This is a genomic window from Actinocorallia lasiicapitis (assembly GCF_054778695.1).
Genome location: NZ_BAAGZI010000045.1, coordinates 1 through 25,470 on the forward strand (window position 1 = coordinate 1; position 25,470 = coordinate 25,470).

The 25,470-nt window shown below is 69.5% G+C and carries 25 protein-coding genes; 9 read left to right on the forward strand and 16 right to left on the reverse strand.

All coding sequences use genetic code 11. The annotated features are described in order from the left end of the window. From ACYVE7_RS08205 to ACYVE7_RS08250, 10 genes are all read right to left on the reverse strand, one after another. On the reverse strand, positions 1–396 hold a 396-nt coding region (locus ACYVE7_RS08205), incomplete at its 3' end, for a 3'-5' exonuclease (protein WP_460363961.1). A gap of 54 nt (positions 397–450) precedes the next feature. After that, positions 451–1,221: a hypothetical protein gene (locus ACYVE7_RS08210; RefSeq protein WP_460363962.1), complete on the reverse strand. Its 771-nt coding sequence runs from the start codon at positions 1,219–1,221 to the stop codon at positions 451–453. A gap of 18 nt (positions 1,222–1,239) precedes the next feature. Next, positions 1,240–2,544, reverse strand: a complete 1,305-nt coding sequence (locus tag ACYVE7_RS08215) for an MlaD family protein (RefSeq protein WP_460363963.1) — start codon at positions 2,542–2,544, stop codon at positions 1,240–1,242. After that, a complete protein-coding gene (locus ACYVE7_RS08220) occupies positions 2,544–3,599 on the reverse strand; it encodes an MCE family protein (RefSeq protein WP_460363964.1) in 1,056 nt (351 codons plus the stop codon). Before ACYVE7_RS08220 ends, ACYVE7_RS08215 begins: the two co-directional genes overlap by 1 nt. Further along, positions 3,596–4,666: an MCE family protein gene (locus ACYVE7_RS08225; RefSeq protein WP_460363965.1), complete on the reverse strand. Its 1,071-nt coding sequence runs from the start codon at positions 4,664–4,666 to the stop codon at positions 3,596–3,598. The genes ACYVE7_RS08220 and ACYVE7_RS08225 overlap by 4 nt, the downstream gene beginning before the upstream one ends. After that, on the reverse strand, positions 4,663–5,691 hold the full coding sequence (locus ACYVE7_RS08230) for an MCE family protein (RefSeq protein ID WP_460363966.1): 1,029 nt from the start codon (positions 5,689–5,691) through the stop codon (positions 4,663–4,665). Before ACYVE7_RS08230 ends, ACYVE7_RS08225 begins: the two co-directional genes overlap by 4 nt. Next, positions 5,691–6,746 (reverse strand): MCE family protein, encoded by a 1,056-nt coding sequence (locus ACYVE7_RS08235; protein ID WP_460363967.1) that lies wholly within the window; start codon positions 6,744–6,746, stop codon positions 5,691–5,693. Before ACYVE7_RS08235 ends, ACYVE7_RS08230 begins: the two co-directional genes overlap by 1 nt. Positions 6,747–6,748: 2 nt before the next feature. Beyond that, on the reverse strand, positions 6,749–7,810 hold the full coding sequence (locus tag ACYVE7_RS08240) for an MlaD family protein (RefSeq protein WP_460363968.1): 1,062 nt from the start codon (positions 7,808–7,810) through the stop codon (positions 6,749–6,751). Continuing rightward, positions 7,807–8,670, reverse strand: coding sequence for an ABC transporter permease (locus ACYVE7_RS08245; RefSeq protein WP_460363969.1), 864 nt, complete (start codon positions 8,668–8,670; stop codon positions 7,807–7,809). Before ACYVE7_RS08245 ends, ACYVE7_RS08240 begins: the two co-directional genes overlap by 4 nt. A 6-nt stretch (positions 8,671–8,676) precedes the next feature. Next, a complete protein-coding gene (locus ACYVE7_RS08250; RefSeq protein WP_460363970.1) occupies positions 8,677–9,468 on the reverse strand; it encodes an MlaE family ABC transporter permease in 792 nt (263 codons plus the stop codon). A 253-nt stretch (positions 9,469–9,721) separates the two neighbouring features. Between ACYVE7_RS08250 and ACYVE7_RS08255 the strand changes: the two genes are divergently transcribed. Both ACYVE7_RS08255 and fdhD read left to right on the forward strand, forming a co-directional pair. Continuing rightward, positions 9,722–11,953: an FdhF/YdeP family oxidoreductase gene (locus tag ACYVE7_RS08255; protein WP_460363971.1), complete on the forward strand. Its 2,232-nt coding sequence runs from the start codon at positions 9,722–9,724 to the stop codon at positions 11,951–11,953. Between the two features lie 4 nt (positions 11,954–11,957). Beyond that, a complete protein-coding gene (gene fdhD, locus ACYVE7_RS08260; RefSeq protein WP_460363972.1) occupies positions 11,958–12,752 on the forward strand; it encodes a formate dehydrogenase accessory sulfurtransferase FdhD in 795 nt (264 codons plus the stop codon). Here fdhD and ACYVE7_RS08265 read toward each other — a convergent pair. After that, positions 12,749–13,432: a gamma-glutamyl-gamma-aminobutyrate hydrolase family protein gene (locus ACYVE7_RS08265; RefSeq protein WP_460363973.1), complete on the reverse strand. Its 684-nt coding sequence runs from the start codon at positions 13,430–13,432 to the stop codon at positions 12,749–12,751. The two genes, fdhD and ACYVE7_RS08265, sit on opposite strands and share 4 nt — an antisense overlap. Before the next feature lie 487 nt (positions 13,433–13,919). On the opposite strand from ACYVE7_RS08265, the gene ACYVE7_RS08270 reads away from it, so the two are divergent. Further along, positions 13,920–15,191, forward strand: a complete 1,272-nt coding sequence (locus ACYVE7_RS08270; protein WP_460363974.1) for a globin domain-containing protein — start codon at positions 13,920–13,922, stop codon at positions 15,189–15,191. A gap of 105 nt (positions 15,192–15,296) precedes the next feature. Here the strand turns inward: ACYVE7_RS08270 and thyX are convergent, their stop codons facing one another. The 3 genes from thyX to ACYVE7_RS08285 form a co-directional block, all read right to left on the reverse strand. Then, entirely contained in the window at positions 15,297–16,016 is a 720-nt protein-coding gene (gene thyX / locus ACYVE7_RS08275) for an FAD-dependent thymidylate synthase (protein WP_460363975.1), read from the reverse strand. A gap of 69 nt (positions 16,017–16,085) precedes the next feature. Next, positions 16,086–16,844, reverse strand: coding sequence for a putative protein N(5)-glutamine methyltransferase (locus ACYVE7_RS08280; RefSeq protein ID WP_460363976.1), 759 nt, complete (start codon positions 16,842–16,844; stop codon positions 16,086–16,088). A gap of 72 nt (positions 16,845–16,916) precedes the next feature. Next, the gene (locus ACYVE7_RS08285; protein ID WP_460363977.1) at positions 16,917–19,073 is read right to left on the reverse strand and encodes an anthranilate synthase component I; all 2,157 of its coding nucleotides are present in this window, start codon (positions 19,071–19,073) and stop codon (positions 16,917–16,919) included. 246 nt (positions 19,074–19,319) lie between these two features. On the opposite strand from ACYVE7_RS08285, the gene ACYVE7_RS08290 reads away from it, so the two are divergent. The 4 genes from ACYVE7_RS08290 to ACYVE7_RS08305 all read left to right on the forward strand — a co-directional run bounded on the left by ACYVE7_RS08290 (position 19,320) and on the right by ACYVE7_RS08305 (position 21,771). Continuing rightward, positions 19,320–19,913 (forward strand): VOC family protein, encoded by a 594-nt coding sequence (locus tag ACYVE7_RS08290; protein ID WP_460363978.1) that lies wholly within the window; start codon positions 19,320–19,322, stop codon positions 19,911–19,913. 3 nt (positions 19,914–19,916) lie between these two features. Then, entirely contained in the window at positions 19,917–20,564 is a 648-nt protein-coding gene (locus ACYVE7_RS08295) for a carboxymuconolactone decarboxylase family protein (RefSeq protein ID WP_460363979.1), read from the forward strand. A 72-nt stretch (positions 20,565–20,636) separates the two neighbouring features. Beyond that, the gene (locus tag ACYVE7_RS08300; RefSeq protein WP_460363980.1) at positions 20,637–21,161 is read left to right on the forward strand and encodes a hypothetical protein; all 525 of its coding nucleotides are present in this window, start codon (positions 20,637–20,639) and stop codon (positions 21,159–21,161) included. Further along, positions 21,154–21,771 (forward strand): class F sortase, encoded by a 618-nt coding sequence (locus ACYVE7_RS08305; protein WP_460363981.1) that lies wholly within the window; start codon positions 21,154–21,156, stop codon positions 21,769–21,771. The genes ACYVE7_RS08300 and ACYVE7_RS08305 overlap by 8 nt, the downstream gene beginning before the upstream one ends. Here ACYVE7_RS08305 and ACYVE7_RS08310 read toward each other — a convergent pair. Further along, a complete protein-coding gene (locus tag ACYVE7_RS08310) occupies positions 21,768–22,382 on the reverse strand; it encodes a TetR family transcriptional regulator (protein WP_460363982.1) in 615 nt (204 codons plus the stop codon). The two genes, ACYVE7_RS08305 and ACYVE7_RS08310, sit on opposite strands and share 4 nt — an antisense overlap. Before the next feature lie 51 nt (positions 22,383–22,433). Here ACYVE7_RS08310 and ACYVE7_RS08315 point away from each other — a divergent pair, with 51 nt between their 5' ends. Together ACYVE7_RS08315 and pgm are read left to right on the forward strand one after the other, a co-directional pair. Then, positions 22,434–23,246 (forward strand): Fpg/Nei family DNA glycosylase, encoded by an 813-nt coding sequence (locus tag ACYVE7_RS08315; RefSeq protein ID WP_460363983.1) that lies wholly within the window; start codon positions 22,434–22,436, stop codon positions 23,244–23,246. A 23-nt stretch (positions 23,247–23,269) separates the two neighbouring features. Further along, positions 23,270–24,895 (forward strand): phosphoglucomutase (alpha-D-glucose-1,6-bisphosphate-dependent), encoded by a 1,626-nt coding sequence (gene pgm, locus ACYVE7_RS08320; RefSeq protein ID WP_460363985.1) that lies wholly within the window; start codon positions 23,270–23,272, stop codon positions 24,893–24,895. A gap of 7 nt (positions 24,896–24,902) precedes the next feature. Here pgm and ACYVE7_RS08325 read toward each other — a convergent pair. Then, on the reverse strand, positions 24,903–25,470 hold a 568-nt coding region (locus ACYVE7_RS08325), incomplete at its 5' end, for a glycosyltransferase (RefSeq protein WP_460363986.1).

Consider the following 25,470-nt stretch of genomic DNA (forward strand, 5'->3'; position numbering starts at 1 on the left):
GTTGCGGGGCGCGCCGGGCAGGAACACCGGAGCCCACCGCATGGTGCAGGCGCCCGACGCGGGATCGAGCGGGACGTCCGTGCCGGCCCTGCGGAACTCGGCGGCCAGGAACGCCGCGTCGAACGCCAGATTGTGGGCGGCGACGATCCGGCCGCGCAGCAGATCGGCGACGGTGCCGGCGAGCTCGGCGAACGCGGGCGCGTGCCGGACGTCGGCCGCGACGATCCGGTGGATGCGCTGCGGCCCCAGATCCCGTCCCGGGTTGACCAGCGACCCCCACGAGCCGGTCTCCCGGCCCGCCGGATCGAGCTGCACCACCCCGATCTCGACCACCCGGTCGTGCCGGCCCGGGTCGAGCCCGGTGGTTTCCACATCGACGACCGCATACCCGTTCACACCTCAGGCTTTACCCTGCGCGCACGCCCCGGAAGCCCGGGACGCGCGCCCGGCTCACGGCTTGGCGGAGGGGTCGGCGGACGGGCTGAGCGGGTTGCTCGCGACCGGCTGGCCGTCCGGGCCGAGGACCTTCTGGGAGTCGAGGCCCTGGTAGCCGAGACCGTTGATCAGCCACTCGCCCTTGCGGTTGATCAGCTCGAGGTAGGTGCGCATCCCGAGCTGGGTGACGGTGCCCGAGCTGGTCTTGACCAGGTGGTCGGAGATGACGATGGCCTTGGCGTTGTTGCCGTCGACCTCGGGGATGAAGACGTCGCGGATGGTGACCGAAGCGACGGCCTTGGTCGCCTCGGCGATCGGCTTCTGCTCGTTCAGGGTGTCGGTGATGGCGGCCTTGTACTCGGGGGTCGACAGGCTCGCCAGCTTCTGCTGCCAGACGTCGAGGTGCTGGTAGTCGTAGACCAGGAACGCGGTCGCGTACTCGCCGGCCTTGGCGCGGACGTCGCGCTGGGCGTCCAGCTCGGACTGCGCGCCCTGCCAGCCGCGCCACATCAGCCCGGCCGTGACGATCGACGCGGTCAGCGCGAACAGCACCGCGATGGCCAGGAACCGGTCGTCCAGGCTGATCCGGAACCTGCGGCGCGGCTTCTGCGCGGCCTCGGCCGGTTCCGGGACGTCGGCGGGCTCCGCCTCGGCCATCTCCGCCGCGAGCTCGGTCTCGACGGCGGTGTCGGTGTCGGTCTCCGCCTTCTCGAAGGAGGGCGCGGTGGTCTCTTCGGCGATCTCGGCTTCGGGGGTCTCGACCTCGATGTCGGTGGCCTTGCTCATGATGATCTCCAAAGGGGGTTAGCGGCCGGGGCGGCGGCGTGCGACGCGGAGCGACCGCCGGGCGGTGAAGGCCAGGACGAGGGCGGCGACGGCGATCGGGATGACCGGCAGCCAGGCGCCGAGGGGCGAGGAGTCCGACGTCTGCCGGGTCTGGGTCTGCTCGGGCGCCTTGACGGCCGTGAAGTTGCCCGCGGCCGGGGCCCCGGTCTCGGGCTGGGCCTGGGTCTTCGCCTGGTCCTTGTTCTTCTTGGTGTCCTTGGTCGAGGCGGCGGGGCTGCCCTTGCAGTAGTACAGGTCGGGCTTTTCGGGCAGGACCGCGGGCTTGGTGTACTGGACGGCCGCGTTGCCGGGCCCCGCGACGGTGATGGCGATGGTGACGTTGGCATAGGAATGCCCCGTCTTCTCCTTCTTCACCACGTTGTTCGCGACGTTGGGAAGCTCCGTGGTGAGCAGGCCGAGCGCGTGCTGGATGTCGGTCTTGGCCGACGGCGTGAACACGTGCGGGGTCTGCCAGGCCAGCGCCGACAACAGGCAGCGGAAACCGGGCCGTGACTTGTCCAGCAGCGACTGCACGTTGGTCAGGAACCGCGGGCCGCGTTCCAGCACCCCGTCCAGGTCGCCGCGTGACGCTTTCAGGGCGTCCATGAACGCGGCCAGGCCGTTGAGCCCGTTGGCCAGCGCGGGGCCGCCCGAGGCGAGGGTCCCGGTCAGCTCGGTGAGCTGCACCGACAGATCGTCGAGGACCTTGGCGTTGGCGGCGAGGGTGCCGGTGAGCTGGTGGGCGTCGCCGATGATGTCGCGGAGGGTCTGGTCGCGGCCCTCCAGGCCCGCGGCCAGCTCCCGGCTGAGGGTCTTGGCGTCCTCGGGGCGGACGGCCTTCAGCAGATCGCCGAACTTGTCGAACAGCGCCTTGTACTCGGGCGCGACATGGGTGCGTTCCAGCGGGATCCTGTCGCCCGCCTTCAGCAGCGGCCCCGCCGCGACGTTCGGCTGCGGCTCCATCTCGATGTACGGCTCGCCGACGGCCGACTTGCGGAGCACGGCCGCGTCGACGTTGTTCGGCACCCGGCTGTCCTTGTTCATGTGCATGGTCACGATGACCTTGCCGGTGTCCAGCCGCACGCTCTCGACGGTGCCGACCCGGACGCCCAGATAGGAGACCTCCAGATCGGAACGCAGGCCCGGTGAGGAGTCGAACTCCGCGGTGACCGTGTACGGCCGGCGGAGCGCGTCGACCGTGACGATGCTGGTCAGCGCCCAGATGATCAGGACGACGCCCAGTGTGGCGAACGCCGCGAGGTTGAGGAGGATCCGGGAGCGCATCAGTCCTCCTTCTTCTTCGAGGGGTCCTGCAGGCCCATCATCGTCTTCACCGAGGTTCTCAGCGCGGGGATGTCCTCGCCGATGCCGCCGTTGGCGGTGATGTGCTTGGCGTTGGAGTCGAGCGGGAAGACGCCCGCCAGCCACGCCTGCATCAGGCCCTCGCCCTGGTAGGTGAGCGACGGGGCGGCGAGCATCCCCGAGTACAGGTCCTTGGTGAGGGCCTTCAGGTCGTTGCGGCCACGGGACATCGACTTGAGGATCCGGTCGAGCCTGCGCAGCAGGTTCTGGAGCCGGACGGCGTGCTCGTTCTGGACTTTGGCGTTGAACGACTCGCCGAGGTGGACGAGCTGCTGGACGGCCGCCTTCAGTTCCTTCTTGTCGTCCTGGATCCGCCGGGTGGCCAGCTCCAGCCGCCCCGGCAGCTCGTCGAGGTCGGCGCCGCTCCTGGCGAGCGAGCCGCCCAGCCTGGCCAGGCCGACGATCACGGTGTCGATGTCGTCGTCGGCCTTGGCGTAACTGTCGGTGGTCTGGCGGAGCTTCTCGATCAGCTCGTTCAGATCGGGGCCCTTGCCCTGCAGAGCGGTGGCCAGCGAGTCGATGATGGTGTGCAGGTCGTCGCCGCCGATCGCGGCGATGACGGGGCCGAGTTTCTCGCTGATCGACTCCAGGTCGGGCTGCACCCCGGTGTCGGTGATCGCGTAGTTCTCCGGCAGGTAGGGCGGCCGGTCCAGGGAAGCGCCGGCCGGCAGCACGATCTTCACGTAGTTCTCGCCGAGCAGCGAGGTCTTGGCGATGACGGCCGTGACGCCCATCGGCAGATGCTTGCCCGGCTCGAGCTGCATGACCACTCTGGCGTGGAAGTCGGGATCGACCTCGATCGCCATGACCGTGCCGATCGGGACGTCCGAGATCTGCACGCTGTGCCCGACCACCAGCCCCTGCACGTCGTCGAACCGGGCGCTGAACTCGTAGCCGCCCTTCGGCGCGCCGAAGGTCTGGAACGAGCAGGCGCTGGTCGAAGTCGCGATCAGGGCGATGGCGAGAAGCTTCTTCACGGGGCCCCCGCCTTCTTCTGCTTGCCGTCGGCGGCGGTCTTCTTGACCGTCTTGTCCTTGCAGTTGCTGAGCGGCCTGCCCACACAGGGCACCGGCCCCCAGCCCATGGCGGTGAACAGCGGCTGCAGCCAGACGCGGGCGATCTCGTTGAGCTGGAGCCGGACGGTGATGACCTTCCGGCGCTGGTCGTAGCTCTTGACGACCGCGTCGGTGAACTTCGAGAGCATCTTGATCGACTCGGCGATGGAGCCGCTGTTGGCCTTGAGCGTCATCACGATCTCGGACAGCTCGGCGACCGTGCCGGGCAGCTTCTCCTCGTACACCTCGACGATGCCGCCGCCCTGGGTGATGACGGCCTCCAGACCGCCGAGGAACCGCTGCATGTCGTTGCGTTCCTGGGCGAGCTGGGTGCCGACCGTGTTGAAGGCGTTGAACAGGGCCTTCAGCTTCTCGTCCCGTCGGTTCAGCGAGGCGGCCAGATCGTTGAGCTTGGTGGCCAGCTCCACGATCCGCTTGTCCTGGGCGGCGAGCTTGTCGGTGAAGTTCCCGACGGTCTGCAACCCGTCGTTGATCTTCTTGCCCTTGCCGTCCAGGAGTTCGGCGCCGCCCTTGAAGGTGTCGCGGAGCTCGGTCGGGTCGATGTTCTGGGCGAGCGAGGTGAACGCGGCGAGCGCGTCGTCGATCTCGACCGGCAGATCGGTGTGGTCCTGCTCGATGACGTGGTCGTCCTGCGCCTTCGGCTGGCCCGGCTTCCACGGCGGGTACAGGATGATGTTCCGTTCGCCGATGGTGCTGGCCGACAGGATCGCGGCGTGCACGTCGGCGGGGACGGGGACGTCGTCCCGCACCTTCAGGGTGACCTTGACGCGGCTGTGCGCCTCGTCCACCTGGATCTTCTCGATGGTGCCGACGTTGGCGCCCAGCACCTTGACCCGCGACTGCTCGTACAGCGACGGGGTCTTGGCGAAGTACACCGTCATCTCGTACGTGCCGCCGCCGGCCACCGAGCAGCCGCCGGCCGACGCCATCACGGTGAGCGCGACCGCGCTCGCGATCGTCCGTCTCACGGAGTGCCCCCCTTGAGCGCCTCGCCCAGCTTGCCGAGGTCGGACGGTGAGAGCTGGGCGATCTGCGCGAAGATGACGTCGAGGTAGTTGCCCTGGTCGGCGATGGAGGCGAACGCGTTGAGCCCGGGGCCCGCGTAGGTGAGCGCCTCGTTCAGATCCGCGACGTTCGGATCGATCGCCTTCAGCGTGTGGTCCAGCTCGGTGATGATGTCGGTGAGCTGCTTCTGCTTGGTGGTGATCAGCTTGGTGACCGACTGGACGGCGTCGCCGCCCCCGCCGAGGAGCGTCGTCAGGTAGGCGCGGCGCTGTTTGAGCTGGTCGATCAGGGTCATCGCGTTCCTGAGGAGCCGGGACAGGGTCGCGTCCTTGTCGGAGACGATCTTCAGGACCTTGTCGCTGTTCTCCAGCAGCTCGGTGACCTTGCCGTCGGACTCGTTGAACTCCTTCGCCAGCTTGGTGACCTCCGACAGGGAGTGGGCGAGCCGGTCGCGGTCCTTCGGGGTGAACGCCGAGAGCTGGTCCAGGACCTTCCCGAAGGTCTTGGTGTCGATGCCGGTCACCGCGGCGGTGCTCTCCTTCAGCGCCTCGTTGAGCGTGGTCGGCACCTTGGTCCTGGTCACGGGGATGCGCCGCTGGCGAGCCGGCAGATCCTCCAGATAGGGCTTGGTGACGGGGCCCGACAGCCGCAGGAACCGGCCGCCCAGGATGTTCGACATCCGGATCTCGGCGCGGGTGTCGGGGCCGAGATCGACGCCGTGGTCGACCTTCCATTTGATGACCACTTCACCGGTGTGGAAGTTCGGCTCCACCGCGGTGATCTGGCCGACCCGCACCCCGGCGACCATCACGTCGTTGCCGGTCCTGACGTTGCCGGTGTCGGTGAAGACCCCGCTCATCTCGTACCGGTTCTTCAGCAGGCCCATCGTGCCGGTCACGAAGGTCAGCGCGATGACCAGCAGCAGGAGCGTCAGCGAGGCCAGGCCGACCGCGATGGGCCGGCGGTCGCGGAAGGACTTGAGCGCCATCAGCTCACCCCGCCCGAGAGCATCTGCTGGAGGGCGACACCGCTCTGCGGCGTGCCGGAGTAGCTCTTGAGGATCGCCGGGTAGGGGCAGACCGCGTCGAGGATCGTCAGGCAGGGCACCGCGCCACGCACGTAATTGCCTCCGTTGAGGATGCTGAACAGCCGTTCCAGCTTGGGACCGGCCGCCGTGAGGAGGTTCTTGACGGCGTCGGTGTTCCGGTCGACCCCGCCCGTGATCACCGCGAGCCCGGCGACGACCTTGGCGAGCTGGTCGCCGTTCTTGCCGATCAGCGCGTCGGAGGTCTTGAACAGCTTCGCGAGCTGGACGATCGCCTGGTCGAGCAGTTCGCGGTTGTTCACGAACCCGTCCGACAGCTCGGTGATGTCGTCGACGACCTTGCGGATCTGGTCGTCGCGCCGGGCGATGATCCCGGTGATCGTGCCGTAGTCGTCGAGGAGCTGGCGGAGCGTGGTGCGGCGGGCCGAGATCGTCGAGGCGAGCTGGTCGACGTTGGAGATCAGATGGGTGACGTTGGCCTTGTTGCCTTCCAGCGCCTCGTAGATCGCCGTCAGGATCTGGTTGAGCTGCTCGGGGTTGAGCGCCTTGGCCAGCGGGGCGATCTGGTCGACGAGCTGGCCGATGTCGACCACCGAGTGGGTCTTGGTGATGACCGCGTCGTCCTTGATCTTCTCGGTGCCGGTGCCGGGGATCAGATAGACCACGCGCTGCCCGACCGCGGACCGCCAGCGGATGGCGACCTCGCTGTCGGCGGGCACCCGGTACTTGTTCTGGATCTCCAGTCCGACCACGGCCTTGCCCTGCTCGACCTTGATCGAGGTCACCTGGCCGACCGGGGCTCCGGCGATCTTCACGACGTCGCCGTTGAACAGCCCGTTGACGTCGTCGAAGACGGCCGTGATCCGGTAGCCGTCGCTGAACGACACCCGGGCGATCTGGGTGGCGATCAGGAACGTCAGCGTTCCGGTGACCGCGAAGAACAGCAGCAGCTTGACGAAGGTGGAGCGGCGCTGCCGCGCCTGGTCTGTGAGGGCCACCGTCAGTCGCCCTTCTTGTTCTTGCCGAGCGCCTTGCCGGCCGGGGTGGTGGAGTACCACTGCTGGCACGCCGGGATGCCGAGGAGGATGTCGCAGGGGTTGAGCGGGATGATGACCTTGACGGCCAGCATCTTCTTGTCCTTGTTCGCCGTCGGCGCCCAGCCCACCTGCTTGTACAGCGGGAGCAGGTCGACGATGGCGCGGACGGACGGGCCGGCGAGGCCGAGCTGCGCGGAGACCACGTCGATGGCCCGTTCACCGGAGCGGAACCCCTGTTTGAGTCCTTCGCCGTGGTGGTCGAAGCCGCCGCCGATGATCCCCGACACCCCGTTGACGCCGTTGGCGAAGCCGCGCAGCCGGCCCTGCCCCTGGGCGGCGGTCGCGATGACGGTGTTGGTGCCGTTGAGGATCGCGCCGATGTCGTCGCCCGCACCCTGGATCCGGGCCAGCCGGGCGAGGTCGTGCAGGAACTTCTCGGCGTTCTTCCGGTTCTCGTGCGCCACCCCGACGATCGTGTTGATGTCGTCGATGGTCGCGCGCACGTCCTTGCCCTCGCCCTGGAGGCTCTGCGCCAGGGTGTCGACGATGATCGCGACGTCGCGCGGGTCGAGCTGGGCGAGGGTGGCGTTGGCGTCGATGAGCAGGTCGTTGAGGTCGCGCGGGTCGGTGGTGTCCTCGATCCGGGCGCCGGGCTTCAGATACGGGCCGGTCGCCTCGTGCTCGCCGGGGATCAGGTTGATGAACTTCGGGCCGAACACCGAGGCCGGCTCCAGTGACGCGATGACCGTGTCGGGGATCCGGTGGCCGTCGGAGATCCGCATCGTGATCCGGGCGCGTCCGTCGGGCAGCAGCTCGACCGAGGCGACCCGGCCGACCTGCATTCCGCGGATCTTGATCGGTGAGGTCTTGTCCAGGCCCTGGCCCGCCTGGCCGAACTCCGCGGTGAGCGGCATCCCCTGCGCGGCGAACGGCTTGGTGATGAGGACGTACAGGGAGGTCGCGACGACCGCGACCGTGACGACCGCGATGACGAACCTGGTGCTGAGCGAAAGATCGGTGTTCATCCCGACAACCTCACCGTTCCGCCCTGACCCCAGAAGATGTAGGACAGCAGCAGGTTCAGGGTCACGATCATGATGATGGACAGCCGGATCGCCCGTCCGGCCGCGGTGCCCACGCCGACCGGACCGCCGCTGGCGTAGAAGCCGTAGTAGCAGTGGATCGTGATGACCGCGAAGGAGAAGACACCGACCTTGATACAGCTGAAGACGAGGTCCTTCAGCGGCAGGTAGAGGTGGAAGTAGTAGTCGTAGACGCCGGGCGCGAGCCCGAAGAACTCGGTGGACACGAACCGGGTGGCGAAGAAACTGGCGAACAGGGCGATCAGGTAGAGCGGGACCAGCGCGATGATCGCGGCGACCACCCGGGTGCAGATCAGGTAGGCGAAGGAGTTGATGCCCATCACCTCGAGGGCGTCGATCTCCTCGGAGATGCGCATCGCGCCGAGCTCGGCGGTGAACGCGCTGCCGCACTGCGCGGCCAGGGCGATCGCGGCGATGATCGGGGTGATCTCACGGACGTTGATGAAGCTGCCCACCAGGCCCATGAAGGACTCGGCGCCGATGACCTGGAGGCCGGTGAAGACCTGGAGGCCGACCTCCGTGCCGACGAACAGCGACATCGTGAACGTCACGAAGATCATGCCGCCGCCGACGACCGTGCCGCCCACGCCGACGACGATGTCGCTGACGTGCTGGGCCACGGTCTTGGCGTACTTGAACCGGAAGAGGATGTCGCGGAAGGAGTACAGGAGCACCCGGGCGAGGAAGAGCGGCCAGCCGGAGACGTCGGCGACCTTCTTCACCACCGCCGTGCTGCCCCTGGACGCGCCCAGTGCCGCCTTGCGCGGAGCGTTCGTCAACATGTGGTCTCAAACCTTGGGGGGGTAGGCGATGACGTAGATGGTGGTGATCACATAGTTGAAGCCGAACACGAGCAGGAGGGCCACCACCGTCGCCTGGTTGACCGCCCGGCCCACGCCGACCGGGCTCTGTTCGCAGGTCATGCCCTTGTAGCAGGCGACCATCGCGGCGATCATCCCGAACAGCCAGGCCTTGAGCAGCGTCACGAACAGGTCGGACACCCGCAGCAGGGCGAAGGCGCTGTCGAAGTAGGCGCCGGGGGTGACGTCCTGGAGCAGGACGTTGAAGAAGAAGCCGCCGAGCGCGCCCGAGAGGATCACCAGTGAGGCGAGCATCGTGGAGACCAGGCTCGCCGCCCACATCCGCGGGGTGACCAGGCGGTGGATCGGGTTGACCGCCATCACCTCCATCGCGGCCAGTTCGTCGCGGATCCGGCGGGCGCCCATGTCGGACGTCATCGCGGAGCCTCCCGCGCCCGCGATGACCAGGGCCGCGGCGATGGGCGCCACCTCGCGCACCAGCCCGACGACGACCGCGCCGCCGGTGGCGGACTTGGCGCCCAGCTCACCGGCGAGCCCGCCGACCTGAAGGGCGACGGTCGCGCCGAGCGGGATCGCGATGAGGATGACCGGCAGGGTGGTGACGCGTGCCAGGAACCAGCACTGCTCCACGAACTCCCAGAACCAGTTGCGGATGTCCCAGGTTCGCCGCAGCCCCTCCAGGGCGACGATGAACAGTTCACCGATCTGGGTGAGGAGCCCGCGCACCCGGCTGGTGACCAGAACCGGAACGCTCGCCATCGGCAGCTCCTCCTTGCAGTAACGGAACGTTTACTGACCAAGCGCTTGGTACCGTAACGCGGGTCACACTGCGTTCACAAGCCCCGCTATACAACGTTTGCACCAATAAGAGAGGAAAACTGTTTCCCAGGGCTACCAGTCGCTACGCCGATCACGCACCTGTTTTCCGAGCACACGGCCAGCCCCGGCCAGAACGACAACCTCCTCGCTTACGCTGGATCCGGCACCGCCGCCCCAAGTCAGGAGCCCCTTCATGGCCTCGCGCAAGCCCCCCATCACCCCCCTCGTCACCCCGCCGAGGGACCACGCCGCCGGGCTGCCGGCCGTCGGGGTGGCGATGAAGATGGCCGTGGAACAGATGGGGGTGAAGCGCACCGCGCAGACCCTGCTGAAGGTCAACCAGAAGAACGGATTCGACTGCCCCGGCTGCGCCTGGCCCGAAGGCGACCACCGGCACACCGCCGAGTTCTGCGAGAACGGCGCCAAGGCCGTCGCGGAGGAGGCGACGATCCGGCGCGTCCGGCCCGAGTTCTTCCGGCGGCAGTCCGCCGCCGCCATCGCGCAGGGCTCGGACTACTGGCTCGGCCAGCAGGGCCGGCTGACCGCGCCGATGCTGCTGCGCGAAGGCGCCACCCACTACGAGCCCGTCTCCTGGGACGACGCGATCGGCCTCATCGCCCGGACGCTGCGCGGCCTGTCCTCCCCCGACGAGGCCGTGTTCTACACCTCCGGCCGCACCAGCAACGAGGCCGCCTTCGCCTACCAGCTCTTCGCGCGGGCCTTCGGCACCAACAACCTGCCCGACTGCTCCAACATGTGCCACGAATCGTCGGGATCGGCGCTCACGGAGACCATCGGGATCGGCAAGGGCTCGGTCCATCTGTCCGACCTGCCCGAAGCCGACCTCATCTTCGTGGTCGGCCAGAACCCCGGCACCAACCACCCGCGGATGCTGTCGGCGCTGGAACAGGCCAAGAAGAACGGCGCGCGGATCGTCTCGGTGAACCCGCTGCCCGAGGCCGGGCTGATGCGGTTCGACAACCCGCAGAAACCGGCCGGGCTGCTCGGCCACGGCACCCGGCTCACCGATCTGTTCCTGCAGGTCCGGCTCAACGGCGACCTCGCCCTCTTCCAGGCGCTCAACCATCTGCTGGTCGCCGAAGGCGCGGTCGACCGGGAGTTCATCGACACCCACACCGCGGGCTACGCCGAGTTCGCCGCCGCGGCCGGCACACTGGACTGGGCGGACGTCCTCGCGGCCACCGGGCTGGCCCGCGCCGAGATCGAGCAGGTCCACCGGGAGGTCCTGAACTCCTCGAAGGTGATCGTCTGCTGGGCGATGGGGCTGACCCAGCACCGCAACTCCGTGCCCACCATCCGCGAGGTCGTCAACTTCCTGCTGCTGCGCGGCAACATCGGCAGGCCCGGCGCCGGGGTCTGCCCGGTCCGCGGCCACTCCAACGTGCAGGGCGACCGGACCATGGGCATCTACGAGAAGCCCTCCCCCGCCTTTCTCGACGCGCTGGCCGCCGAGTTCGGGTTCGCGCCGCCGCGCGAGCACGGCCACGACGTCGTCGAGTCGATCCGGGCGATGCGCGACGGCCAGGCCAAGGTGTTCTTCGCGATGGGCGGCAACTTCGTGCGCGCCACCCCCGACTCGGCCGTCACCGAGGCGGCGCTCCGCTCCTGCGACCTGACCGTCCAGGTGTCGACCAAACTGAACCGCTCGCACGGGGTGACCGGCCGGCAGGCGCTGATCCTGCCCGCGCTCGGCCGCACCGACCAGGACTCCGGCCGGTTCGTGACGGTCGAGGACTCCATGAGCAAGGTGCACGCCTCACGCGGACGGGTCGCACCGCTGTCGTCGCTGATGCGCTCCGAAGTGCGGATCGTCTGCGAGCTCGCCGCCGCGACCCTCGACCTCGACCTGGGCTGGCGGGAGATGGCCGAGGACTACGACGTGATCCGCGACCACATCTCCCGGGTCGTGCCCGGGTTCGAGCAGTTCAACGAACGGATCCGCGAACCCGGCGGGTTCGTGCTGCCGCACGGGCCGCGCGACACCCGCACCTTCGACACCGCGTCCGGGCTGGCGAACTTCACCGTCAACGAGCTGGAGGTGCTGCGGGTGCCCGAAGGGCGGCTGATCCTGCAGACCATCCGCAGCCACGACCAGTACAACACCACCGTCTACGGGCTCGACGACCGGTACCGGGGCGTCAAGGGCGGCCGGAAGGTCGTGTTCGTCAGCCCCGCCGACCTCGAGGAGCAGGGGCTCGCCGACGGCGACATCGTCGACCTGGTCAGCGAGTGGGCCGACGGAGAACGGAAGGCCGAAGGCTTCCGGATCGTCGCCTACCCGACCGCCAAGGGCTGCTGCGCGGCCTACTTCCCCGAGACCAACGTCCTGGTGCCGCTCGACAGCACCGCCGAGATCAGCAACACGCCGACATCGAAGTCGGTCGTCATCAGATTGGTCAGGTGAGTTCATGGGCAGGGTGACCGTCCGGCGCAGAGTGGAGCGCTGGAACACCGGCGAGCAGGCCGAGCGGGTGGAGACCCTCGCCGTCGAGGAGCCGCTGGAGATCAGGGTCGGCGGGCGCGAGCTGACCGTGACGATGCGCACCCCCGGCGCCGACTTCGACCTCGTCGCCGGGTTCCTGCTCGCCGAGGGCATCATCGCCGGCCGGGACGACCTGGTGGCGATGAAGCACTGTGGTGACGACGACTACAACGTGGTGGACGTCGGGCTGGCCCGCGAGGTCGACTTCAAGCCGCGGGCGTTCGCCACCACCAGCGCGTGCGGGGTGTGCGGCACCTCCAGCATCGCCGATCTGGCGTGCCGGGTGCCGTGGGACGTCGCCGCCGACGACACCAAGGTCAGCGCGTCGGTGCTGACCGGGCTGCCCGACACGCTCCGCGCCGCCCAGCAGGTGTTCGACCGGACCGGCGGGCTGCACGCCGCCGGGCTGTTCACCGCCGAGGGCGAACTGCGCGTCCTGCGCGAGGACGTCGGCCGGCACAACGCCGTCGACAAGGTCGTCGGGCACGCGCTGCGAGAGGGCTGGCTGCCGCTCGCCGGACACGTGCTGCTGGTGAGCGGGCGCGCCTCGTTCGAACTCACCCAGAAGACCTGGTCGGCGGGGATCCCGGTGCTCGCGGCGGTGTCGGCGCCCTCCTCGCTGGCCGTGTCACTGGCCGAGGAGGCCGGGATCACGCTCGTCGGCTTCCTGCGCCCACCGAAGATGAACGTCTACACCGGCCCGCGCCGAGTCTGCCCTTAGGCCGGGCGCGACGCTTCGACCAGGGCCTCGAACAGGCGCAGGTCGTCGCCCTCCTCCGGGTGCCACTGGACGCCGATGCCGAACCGGTGGCCCTGGAGTTCGACGGCCTCGACCACCTGGTCCTTCGCCCAGGCGACGGCCACCAGGCCCTTGCCGAGCCGCTCGACGGCCTGGTGGTGGTAGGTCGGGACGTCCGAGAACTCACCGAGGATCTTCCCGACCTCGCTGGCCAGGCTGATCTGCACCTTGTGCTTGGAGAACTTGCCCAGGACGGGCGCGTGGCCCGCGTGGCCGACGACGTCGGGCAGGTGCTGGATCAGCCGGCCGCCGCGGCACACGTTGAGGAGCTGCATTCCCCGGCACACGCCGAGGAACGGCTTGTCGGCCTCGATCGCGGCGCGCAGCACGGCCAGCTCGAAGCGGTCGCGGGCCAGGTCGGGGGTGCCGGTCCGGTCGTGGGCCTCCGCCCCGTACCGGGCGGGCTCGACGTCGGGGCCGCCGGCCACGACGAGGCCGTCGACCCGTCCGACCAGGGTGGCCACGGCGCTCAGATCCTCCATCGGCGGGAGCATGACGGGCACTCCCCCGGCCCGCTCGACCGACCGGACATAGGACGTGGACAGCAAAGCGGCCTCGCGAACCCAGACGCTCCAGCGCGCGGGCTCCTGATAGGTCGTCACACCGATGATCGGCCGTGGCATTCCGTTCACTCTCCCCCACTGTTCGCGTGTAGCTTGCCGCAACTCGGCCGTCCCCGTACCGCGTTCGGGACGGAGATCACACGCCCGTGGCGCCCGCAAGGGCCGCCCATCACCCGGGTGGAAGGTTTATCTCCCCGAGTACAAGGTTTATCCACCCGGGACGATACCGACCGGCATTTCACGTTCGGAATACCGCTGAAAATGGTGCTCCGACGAGGCTCCCAGTGCCGTACCGAGTGGTATTCGCACAGTGGGGATCATTACGGATACGATTCATATGATTACTCATAGTAGATACTCGGACGTCTTGCCGCGAAACGGTTGAGCTTGTCTACCTCGGGTGTAACACTCCGAGCTAAGCGAGATGCACCGCGAGTACCGGGACCGGGCCGCTGTGGGGGGTGGGCGCGCGAACGTATTTGCGGCGCATTCGGAAATCTGATTCGCCAGGGGGGCGGATTGACACATGACGCTGAATCCTCGGATCGTCAAAGAGAGTTTTGCGCTTATCGAACCCCAGCAGCCGAAGGCCGCGGCCTATTTCTACGGACGACTTTTCGCCGAGAACCCGAGGCTGAGAGCGCTGTTCCCACCCGCCATGGACATCCAGCGCGACCGGCTGTTCCGCGCGCTGACCACGGTCGTGTGGAGCCTCGACAGCCCCGACGCCCTCGCCTCCTACCTCGGACAGCTAGGACGTGACCACCGCAAGTACGGAGTCTTCGACGAGCACTACGCCGCGGTGGGGGCGGCACTGCTCGCGACGATCCGGAAATTCCTCGGCGACGCCTGGAACACCGAGGTGGAAGAGGCCTGGACGGCCGCCTACACCGCCGCCGCCGGGATGATGACCAGCGCGGCCCACGTCGACGCCGAGATCTCACCGCCCTGGTGGATCGCGGAGGTCGTCGACCACGAGCGGCGCACGCCCGACGTCGCCGTGGTCACCGTCCGGCCGGGGCAGCCGCTGCCCTACAGCGCCGGCCAGCACGTCACCGTCCAGACGTCGCGGTGGCCGCGGGTCTGGCGGCCGTTCTCGATCGCCAACGCGCCGCGGGAGGACGGGCTGCTCCGCTTCCACGTGAAGGCGCTGCCCGGCGGCTGGGTGAGCGGTTCACTGGTCCGGCACACGGCCGTCGGCACCTCCATCCTGCTGGGTCCGGCGCTCGGCACGATGGGGCTCGACCCCGAATCCGAACGCGACCTCCTGTGCGTCGCCGGCGGCACCGGGCTCGCGCCCGTCAAAGCGATCATGGAGCAGGTGATCGCGCGCCGGGAGCGCCGCCAGATCCATCTGATCTGGGGGGTCCGCACCCCGCGCGATCTGTACGACCTCGACGACCTGCGCCTGATGGAGTCCACTTATCCGTGGCTGCGGGTGGTGCCGGTCGTCTCGGAGGACCCGACCTACGAGGGGCTCCAGGGCATGGTGTCGGAGGTGCTCGGCCGGTTCCGCGACTGGACCGACCACGACGCCTACGTCGCGGGCCCCACCGAGATGGTCTCCGAGACGGTCACCCGGCTCGGCCAGCTCGGCGTCCACCCGAGCCGGATCCACCACGACTCGCTCCACGCCGAACTCCGCAAAGGCTGCCCCCACAACCCCGGCTTCATCAACTCGGGGCCCCTCGACGCGGCGCCCCTCGACCTGGCTCCGCCTCCCGAACCCGTCCCGGCGGCCACCGCCCCGACCCTCGACCGTCCGCGCCGCCGCCGCTCCCCGAAACCCCCGGCCTGACCGGCCGCCGCCTTAACCCCCGACCGCCTCCACCCTCGGCGGTCCCGCGTCTGAACGGCTGAATCTGGTCCCGACCCGGCGACCAGATCAGCCGTCGCGCGCTTTCTACGGCGAAACCCGCCCGTTGGCGTTGAACGCGGCATACGTCAGCGGCATGAGCTCCGCCCACGCCGCCTCCATCTTCTCCGCCACCATCTCGATCTCCCGCTGCGGGAACGAGGGCACCGCCGCGTCCTCATGCTTGGTCCGCAACGACAGAAAATGCATCAACGCCCGCGCATTACACGTCGCGTACATCGACGAGAACAACCCGACCGGCAACACCGCCCGAGCCACCTCCCGAGCCACCCCGGCCTCCAGCATCTCCTCGTAGGCGGCATAGGACTGCCGGTACGACTGCTCCATCGCCTCAGTCACGATCTTGTGCTGCTCGGCCGTCCCCGGCCGGAAGTCGTAGTGCCCCGGACGCCCTTCCTGCACGAGCTTCCGGTCGGCGCCGGGAACGTAGAAGACCGGATCCAACTGCCTGTAGCGGCCCGACTCCTCGTTGTAACTCCATACACGGTGCCGGTGGAACTCGCGGAAAACGAAGATCGGCGCGCTGACGAAGAAGGTCATGGAGTTGTGCTCGAACGGGCTGCCGTGCCGGTCGCGCATCAGATAGTTGATCAGCCCCTTGGAGCGCTCCGGGTCCTTCTTGAGCTCGTCGAGAGACTGCTCGCCCGCCGTCGAGACCCTGGCCGCCCACAGGACGTCCTGGTCGGAGGCGTTGTGCTTCACCAACTCCACGGTGACGTCACTACGGAAACGCGGCTCGTTCTCCATGCGGTTCTCTCCCCGGTGCTCGGTTCTGGATGCCGCCCTAGGTTCCCAGGTGACGCGAGTGATCGCGAGTCAGCGGGTGCCGACGACGACGGTGGCGGCCAGGTCTTCGTCTGTACGGATTTCGGAGGTGAGGCCGGCCTCCGCGAAGAAGGCGGCGGTGATCTCGGCTTGGGATTCGGTGGTTTCGACCAGGAGGTGGCCGCCGGGGGCCAGCCAGAGGGGGGCCTCGGCGGCCACTCGACGTTGGAGGGCGAGGCCGTCGGGGCCACCGTCGAGGGTGAAGTCCGGTTCGTGGTCTCGGGCTTCCGGCGGGAGGAAGGGGATTTCGGTGGTGGGGACGTAGGGGGTGTTGGCGGTGATGGTGGCGAGGGTTCCCCTCAGGTGAACGGGGAGGGGGGCGAAGAGGTCGCCGGTGTGGATGTCGGCGGTCGGGAGATTGGTGCGGGCGCAGGTCGTGGCGGTGGGGTCCAGGTCTGAGGCGTGGACCGTCAGGGTGGGGAGGGCGGCTGCCAGAGCGGCGGCGACCGCGCCGGAGCCGCAGCAGAGATCGAGGATCGTGGATCCGGGCAGGGTCAGGGAGATGGCGGTGGCAGCCAGGAACTCCGTGCGGCGGCGGGGGACGAAGACACCCTCGGTGACCTTGATGCGGAGATTCAGGAAGGCGGCCCAGCCCACGACGTGTTCCAAGGGGTGGCCCTCAGCTCGGAGGGCGACCATCCGGAGGTGGTCGGCCGCGTTCGTGGTCGTGGCGAGGAGGAGGTCGGCTTCGTCTTCGGCGAAGACGCAGCCGGCGGAGCGGAGGGCTAGGACCATGTCGTTGTACTGCACGGTCAAGGGTAGCGGCGGCGGGTCCCGTCGTGAGGACGGGGCCCGCCGGGATCAGGGAACTGAGGCTGCTGGTCAGGTTCTTGCGAGGTTCAGGACGTTGGTGATGATGCGGTGGCCGTGGCCGCCTGCGGCGGTGAGGATGGATTCGGGGTGGAACTGGACGGCCCAGCGGCGGCGGGCGTCGTCCTCGATGGCCATGACGACGCCGTCCTGAGTGGCGGCCGTGATCGTGAAGCCGGTGTCGCCGAGCAGTTCGCGGGTCGTGTGCAGGGAGTGGTAGCGGGCCGCGGTGAAAGTGTCGGGGATCCCGGCGAGGACCCGGCTGTTCACCGAGGTGACCTGGCCCGGCTTGCCGTGCTGCGGGTAGGCGAGAGTGGCGAGTTCACCGCCCGCGTGCTCGACCATCGCCTGGAGGCCCAGGCAGACGCCGAACGTGGCGGTGCCGCGAGCGTCGAGGGTCTTGAGCAGCGCGGAGGTGTCGAAGTCCGCCGGACGGCCGGGGCCGGGCGACAGCACGACCAGGTCGGGATCGAGCTCGTCGAGCAGGGCCTCGGGGAAGCCGAACCGCAGAGTGGTGACGTCGGCGCCCTGCTGCCGGAAGTAGTCGGCGAGCGTGTTGACGAAGGAGTCCTGGTGGTCGACGAGCAGGACCTTCAGCCCCTCCCCCGCCCGCTCCGGCTCCGGTTCCGCGGCGGCGGGCGCGGCGGCCGACTGCGACGACGAAAGGGCCTGGAGCAGGGCGCTGGCCTTGAGGAGGGTTTCGCGTTCCTCGGCGTCGGGGTCGCTGTCGTACAGCAGGGTCGCCCCGGCCCTGACGGCGGCGACGCCGTCACGGATCTGCGCGGTCCGCAGGGTCAGGCCGGTGTTCATCGAACCGTCGAACCCGACATAGCCGACGGCGCCGCCGTACCAGCGGCGCGGGGTCTCCTCGTTGTCCTCGATGAACTGCATCGCCCAGGTCTTGGGCGCGCCGGTGACGGTGACGGCCCACATGTGGGTGAGGAACGCGTCGAGGGCGTCCATCCCGGGGCGGAGCCGCCCTTCGATGTGGTCGACGGTGTGGATCAGCCGGGAGTACATCTCGATCTGCCGGCGTCCGATGACCTTGACGGTGCCCGGCACGCAGACCCGCGACTTGTCGTTGCGGTCGACGTCCGTGCACATGGTCAGCTCGGACTCCTCCTTCGCCGACGACAGCAGGGTCCTGATGTTCTCGGCGTCCTCGAGCGGGTCGCCGCCGCGCTGGATGGTCCCGGAGATCGGGCAGGTCTCGACCCGGTCGCCGCTGACCCGCACGAACATCTCCGGTGACGCCCCGACGAGGTACTCGCCCTCGCCGAGGTTGAAGAAGAACTCGTACGGCGCGGGGTTGGTCTCGCGGAGCCGGTCGAAGAAGCGCGCGGGCGACTCGCACGGCCCGTACATGACGTGTCCTGGCACGACCTCGAACAGGTCGCCGCGGATGAACTTCTCCTTGGCCTCCCTGACGATCTGCGCGTACCGGCCGGGGACGGGCTGTGCGGGCACCTCGCGCGGCACGGGCACGGGGGTCGGTTCGGTGGCGCGCGCCAGCCCGGCGGTCGTCCCGCCGCCGGGCACCGCGAACTCGTAGGCGTACCGCGTGTAGGTCTCGCGTTTGCGGTCGATGACGAGGACCTCGTCGGCCAGGTGCAGGACGAGGTCGCGCTGGTCGTCCTCGCGCGCGATGGCCTGGCGGATCGGCTCGAACTGGAAGGAGAGGTCGTAGCCGAACGCGCCGTACAGGCCGAGCGCCGGGTCGGCGTCGTCGGGCGAGGCGGGTTTGAACAGGTCGGCGACGGCGCGCAGGGCGGTGAAGACGGTCGGCTGGCGGCTGCGGTCCTCTTCGGCGAAGACGGCGTCGCTCTGCGGGACGTGCACCTCGATCCGGCCGGGCTGGTCGATCTCGACCTGGCCGGTGGCGCGCAGGGCGTCGGCGATGACGGGCAGCAGCACCCGGCCGCGGTCGTTGAGCGCGACGGCCTCGATGCGCCGTCCCCGGGCGACGAGTTCGACGGCGGGGTCGGTGTAGCCGGTGGCCCAGCGGCTGTACCGGCCGGGATACTCCATGCCGGAGCTGAGCACGCCGCCGCGTCTGGTCTCGACGGCCGTGACGAGCCGTGCCAGCAGGTCGGCCTCGCTGTCGGCGGCGACGGCCGTGGCGGTGCGGGTGACGGCGATCCCGCCGGCCGTCTGGTATTGCGTGTCCACCCTGGTCTCCTTCGGGCCTGAACTCATTCACCACGAGGCGGAAACGCGAAACGACCGCCCCGAGGACGGTCGCTGGTCAGATCACATGCTGAACCCGCGCCGCCTCAGCGACGCCACCACTGGGCGTTCTGGGAAATCGGTCCGTTTCGCATGATGGCAGCAGGTTATCGGGTCGTGGCCGGTTACGCCAAGCAAGCCGTGGCGCCGTAAGGGTTTCGCAAGCGGCCATAACCCGCCAAGATGGACATGAAAGCGATCACTTACTCCCCCGAGGTGAAGGCCGTGGAAAGGATCAACAGCGAGTTCGAGCTGCGCGGTGTCAACCATCTGGCCCTCGTCTGCCGCGACATGGCGCGCACCGTCGACTTCTACCAGGGCGTGCTCGGTATGCCGCTGATCAAGACGATCGAGCTGCCGATGGGCTGGGGCCAGCACTTCTTCTTCGACGCCGGGGGCGGCAACGCGCTCGCCTTCTTCTGGTTCCCCGACGCCCCCGAGGGCGTGCCGGGCGTCAGCGCCCCCAAGGAGCTGCCCGAGCGCGGCGAGCTGCTTTCGGCGGTCGGCTCGATGAACCACATCGCGTTCGACGTCGCCCCCGAGAAGATCGAGGAGTACCGCGACAAGCTACTCGCCAAGGGCGTCGAGGTGGGGATGATCCTCAACCACGACGACAGCGAGTTCGGCGTCGCCCAGGACTGGGAGGAGGGGGTTTTCGTGCGTTCCCTGTACTTCAAGGACCCCGATGGCATCCTCGTGGAGTTCGCCGGCTGGACCAGGGAGCTCGACCGTCCCGAGGACGTCCGCCACACCCCCAGGACCGCCGCCGACAGGACGGTGTGACGTATGCCGAGACTCCGCCAGGTCCGCCGCAAAGAGGTCCAGGACAAGCTGATCGCCTTCTTCTACGACCGGCTGTTCGGCCCGGAGACCGATCCGGTCGACGGCCCCGGCACGGCCACCGGCTCCCCCGGCACCTGGTGGACCGTGTTCGCCCTGCACCCGAAGATCTTCAAGCACTGCGTGCAGGGCTTCCAGGTCTACCGGGAGACCACGGTCGATCCGCTGCTGCGGGAGCTCGGCCAGACCAGGGCCGGCTGGACGCGCGGCAGCCAGTTCGTCTACTCCCAGCACTGCAAGCAGATGCGGGCGCTGGGCGTCTCCGAGGAGATGATCAAGGCGGTCACCTCGTGGGAGGTCTCCGACCTGTTCGACGAGCGGCAGCGGGCGGTGCTCGCCTACACCGACGCGCTCGTGCTGGGCGGCGGCCGGGTCCACGACGACGTGTTCGCGGTCCTGAAAAGGCATCTGCCGGACGAGCAGATCCTCGAACTGACCTACACGATCTGCCTGTACGAGATGCACGCGACGATGGCGAAGGCCCTTCGCGTGGAGTTCGACGACCGCGACGATCCGATCGTCGAGGTGGCGGCCCCCGAGGGCTACGGCACCCGTGACATCGCCGATGACATCACTGGAGGCGGTCAAGCCTAGGCAAAAGCAGGAGTTACGGTCTGTGAGCGGGGAACGACCCAAAGCAGTCTTGTCGGATTGCGGAGGTGTTCCATGCGCGGCGTTCTGGTCGGTTCTCTGGCCGTCGGTACCGTGTTCCTGGCCGGCGCGGCGCCCGCGTGGGCCGACGGCGGGCTGGAGGTCAACCCCAGCACCGCCTACCGGGGCCAGACCATCGGCGTGTCCACCGGCGAGAACTGCGCGACCAACGACGGGGCCGCGACGGTCACCAGCCAGGCGTTCGGGAAGGTCGAGACGACCGTCCGGGACGGCGAGGCCGACGTCTCGGTGATGGTCACCCCGAAGGCCGCCTACAAGACGTACCCGATCACGCTGATCTGCCATCCGTCCAACCGGAAGATCAGCGGTGCGGTGACCGTCAAGAAGTCCTCGCAGAACCGCTGCTACCAGGACAGTTCTGGCAAGTGGCAGGGCAAGTGCTACCAGCGCGGCCCCGAGACGGGCTTCGGCGGCTCGATGGAGGACGGCCCGACCCCGGTGGCGCTGGCGGGCGTCGGCCTGCTCGGCGCGGCCTCGATCCTCGGCGCCACGGCTTGGATGCGCCGCGCCCGTGGCTAAGACGGTCGTCGTGGCGGGCGGCCTGGCCCTGCTGGGCCTGGCGGCGGTGGCCCGCGGCTGGGAGCACAAGGAACCGCCGAAGTACCGCACGTTCGGCGGCCCCGAGGCGATCTGGAACATCCCCGACGGGAGTTCGATGGGGTCGTCGGGGCCGCGCAGGCTACGGATCCCGTCGGCGTCGGTCAACGCCAAGATCGGGGAGATCGGGGAGAACCCCGACGGCGGCATCGCGGTCCCGGACGCGTCCCGCGCCAAGGAGGCCGCCTGGTTCCGCAGCAGCCCCTCCCCCGGCAGCCGGGGGTCGTCGATCATCGTCGGCCACTACGACGACGACAAGGGCGGCGCGGTCTTCTACAACGCGCACAAGATCAAGAAGAACGACAAGATCTATGTCGACCGGGCCGACGGCACCACCGCGACCTTCGCGGTCGACGCCCTGGAGCAGGTCAACAAGGCCCTGTTCCCGACGCGCCGCGTCTACGGGCGCGTCAACTACGCGGGGCTCCGTCTGATCACCTGCGGCGGCAGGTTCAACGAGGACCGCCGCCACTTCGCCGACAACGTCATCATCTACGCCCATCTCCTGCCGAAGTCCCGCAGCGGAACCTAGGGCGGGTCGGCGGGGAGGCCGGTCGCGGCGGGCAGTCCTTCGAGGATGAGGGTGGTGAGGCTCTCCACGACGGTCTCGCGCGGGACCTCGGGGTGGTCGAGCCACCAGTCGCCCGCGTTCTGCACCATCCCGACGATCGCGTGGCCCCAGACCTGCCCCCGCACCTGGCCGTACGCCTCGTCGGCGAAGCGCGCCTCGGCCACCATCAGGTCGGCGATCTCACGGCCGAGCCCCTGGATGACGGTGCCCATCACGCTGTGGGTGCCGGTGTCCTCGGCGCTGGCCCGGTGTATCAGGAAGCGGTAGAGGCTGAGGTTGGCGGAGACCGTCGCCAGATAGGTGTCGATGCCGCCGTAGACGCGGTCGCGGAGGCCGCCGCCCGTCGCGAAGCTCTCGCGGACCAGCTTCACCAGCTTGCGGGTGTGCCGTTCGGCGAGGGTCTGGTAGAGGCCGCTCTTGTCGCCGAAGTGGCGGTAGAGGATCGGTTTGCTGACGCCGGCCTCGGCCGCGATCTCGGCCATGGACGCGGCGGGGCCCTCCCGGAGGATCACCGCGTCGGCGGCCTCCAGCAGCGCCTTGCGGCGGTCGGGATCCCTGCGGGTCGCGTTCACAGGGACCAAGGTACGGCGTCGCCCCGCAGAGCCCGGCGGTAGGGTCGTCCCGTGCCCGAAGGTCATGTGATCCACCGTCTCGCACGCGCCTACGACGAGGCGTTCGGCGGACGCCCGGTCGCCGCCGCCAGCCCGCAGGGCCGGTTCGCCGAGGGGGCCGCGCTGCTGGACGGCACCCCGCTGCTCCGCCGCGACGGCCACGGCAAGCACCTGTTCCTGGAGTTCCCGGCCGGCTGGCTGCACGTCCATCTCGGCCTGTACGGCGGCGTGTGGTGGGGGCGGCCACCCGTCCCCGCCCCGGTCGGGCAGATCCGGCTGCGGCTGGCCAACGGCGAGCACTACTACGCCGACCTGCGCGGCCCGACGGTCTGCGAGCTGATCACCGAGCCGGAGAAGCGGCTGATCCACGAGCGGCTCGGCCCCGACCCGCTCCGCCCCGACGCCGACCCCGACCTGGCGTGGCGGCGGATCTCCCGGAGCCGGACGTCGATCGCGGCCCTGCTCATGGACCAGAAGATCCTCGCCGGGGTCGGCAACGTCTACCGGGCCGAAGTGCTGTTCCGGCACGGCCTCGACCCGCGCCTGCCCGGCCGCGCCCTCACCGAGCAGGAGTGGAAGGCCGTCTGGACCGATCTGGTCGAACTGATGGCCGAAGGCGAGCGGATCGGCCGGATCGACACCGTCCGGCCCGAGCACACCCCCGAGGCGATGGGCCGGGCGCCCCGCGAGGACGACCACGGCGGCGAGGTCTACGTCTACCGCAGGGCCGGGATGCCGTGCCTGGTCTGCGGCACCGAGGTGCGGACGGAGCCGCTCGTCGCCAGGAACCTGTTCTGGTGCCCCTCCTGCCAGCCCCCTCGCTAGAACGGCCTCGATAGGATCGGGGCATGGTTCACGAGCGCGCCGGTCAGCCCGCACAGCCCACCGACCTCGTCGACGTCGCCCGGCTGGTGACCGCGTACTACGCGCTCACCCCCGATCCGGAGGACGTCGCGCAGCGCGTGGCCTTCGGGACGTCGGGGCACCGGGGCTCGTCGCTGAAGACCTCGTTCAACGAGGCGCACATCCTGGCCACCACCCAGGCGATCTGCGAGTACCGGGCGGCGCAGGGCACCGACGGCCCCCTCTACCTGGGCGCCGACACCCACGCTCTGTCCGAGCCCGCCCGGGTGACGGCGCTGGAGGTGTGCGCGGGGAACGGCGTGACGGTCCGGCGGCAGGACGGCTACACCCCGACCCCCGCGGTCTCGCACGCGATCCTGGCGTTCAACCGGGGCAGGACCACGCATCTGGCCGACGGGATCGTGGTGACCCCGTCGCACAACCCGCCCGCCGACGGCGGCTTCAAGTACAACCCGCCGCACGGCGGCCCCGCCGACACCGACGCCACCACCTGGATCCAGGACCGCGCCAACGCGATCATCGCCGACGGGCTCCGCGCGGTGCGGCGCGTCCCCTACGAGCGGGCGCTCGCCGGAGCCGAGTCGTACGACTACCTCGGCGCCTATGTGGCGGACCTGCCGAACGTCGTCGATCTGGACGCGGTCAGGGCGGCCGGGGTGCGGATCGGCGCCGACCCGCTGGGCGGCGCGAGCCTGGAGTACTGGGGCGCGATCGCCGAGGCCCACCGGCTCGATCTGACGGTCGTCAACCCGCTCGCCGACCCGACCTGGCGGTTCATGACCCTCGACTGGGACGGCAAGATCCGGATGGACTCCTCGTCGCCGCACGCGATGGCGTCGCTGATCGCCAACCGGGACGCCTTCCAGATCTCCACCGGCAATGACGCCGACGCCGACCGGCACGGCATCGTCACCCCCGACGCCGGGCTGATGAACCCCAACCACTATCTGGCCGCGGCCATCCAGTACCTGTACACGAACCGTCCCGGCTGGCCGGGCGGCGCGGGCGTCGGCAAGACCCTGGTCAGCAGCAGCATGATCGACCGGGTGGCGGCGGGGCTCGGCCGGCGGCTGGTCGAGGTGCCGGTCGGTTTCAAGTGGTTCGTCCCCGGGCTGCTCGACGGCTCCCTCGGCTTCGGCGGCGAGGAGAGCGCGGGCGCGTCGTTCCTGCGGCGCGACGGCGACGTCTGGACCACCGACAAGGACGGCATCATCCTCGCGCTGCTCGCGGCCGAGATCCAGGCCGTCACCGGCGGCTCGCCCAGCGAGCTGTACGCCGGGCTGACCGAACAGTACGGCTCCCCCAGCTACGCCCGGGTGGACGCCCCCGCCGACCGCGCGCAGAAGGCCGTCCTGGCCGGGCTGTCACCCGACCAGATCACCGCCAAGGAGCTGGCGGGCGAGCCGATCACCGCGGTCCTGACCGCCGCGCCCGGCAACGGCGCGCCGATCGGCGGGCTCAAGGTCACCACCGAGAACGCGTGGTTCGCGGCCCGGCCGTCCGGCACCGAGGACGTCTACAAGATCTACGCCGAGTCGTTCCTGGGCGACGCGCACCTCGCCCTCGTCCAGGACGAGGCGCGCGCCGTGGTCTCCGCCGCTCTGGGCTGAGCCCTCCTCAGGCCGGGCAGGTCGCGAGGCGTTCGTAGACGGCCAGGGTCTCCTGGGCGATGCGGTCCCAGCCGTGCCGGGAGCGGGCGCGGTCGGCGGCGGCGATGCCGAGGGCCTCACGGCGGACCGGGTCGGCGAGCAGACCGCGGATCCGGTGGGCGAGCCCGGCGGGCGGCAGGGTCGGCACCAGCAGCCCGGTGACGTCGTCGAGCACGGAGTCCAGGTGCCCGCCCGAGGAGTGGGCGACCACGGGGACTCCGCAGGCCATGGCCTCCAGCGCGACCGTCCCGAACGGGTCGTGGCCGTGCAGTGCCAGCACCAGGTCGGCGGAGCGGATGAGGCGGGGAAGCTGCCTGCGCTGGACGGCGCCCACCATGATCAGCCGGTCTTCGACGCCTTCGTCCTTGGCGAGGAGCCGCAGGGCGGTGGCGTCCGGGTCGGTCTCCAGGTCGGCGGAGCCGGGACCGCCCGCGACGACCAGTTCGGCGTCGGGGATCGAGGCCAGGGCGCGGACGGCGAGCCGGGCGTGGGCGTCCGGGCCGGTCAGCGACAGCAGCCGTGCCCGGGTGCCGCGC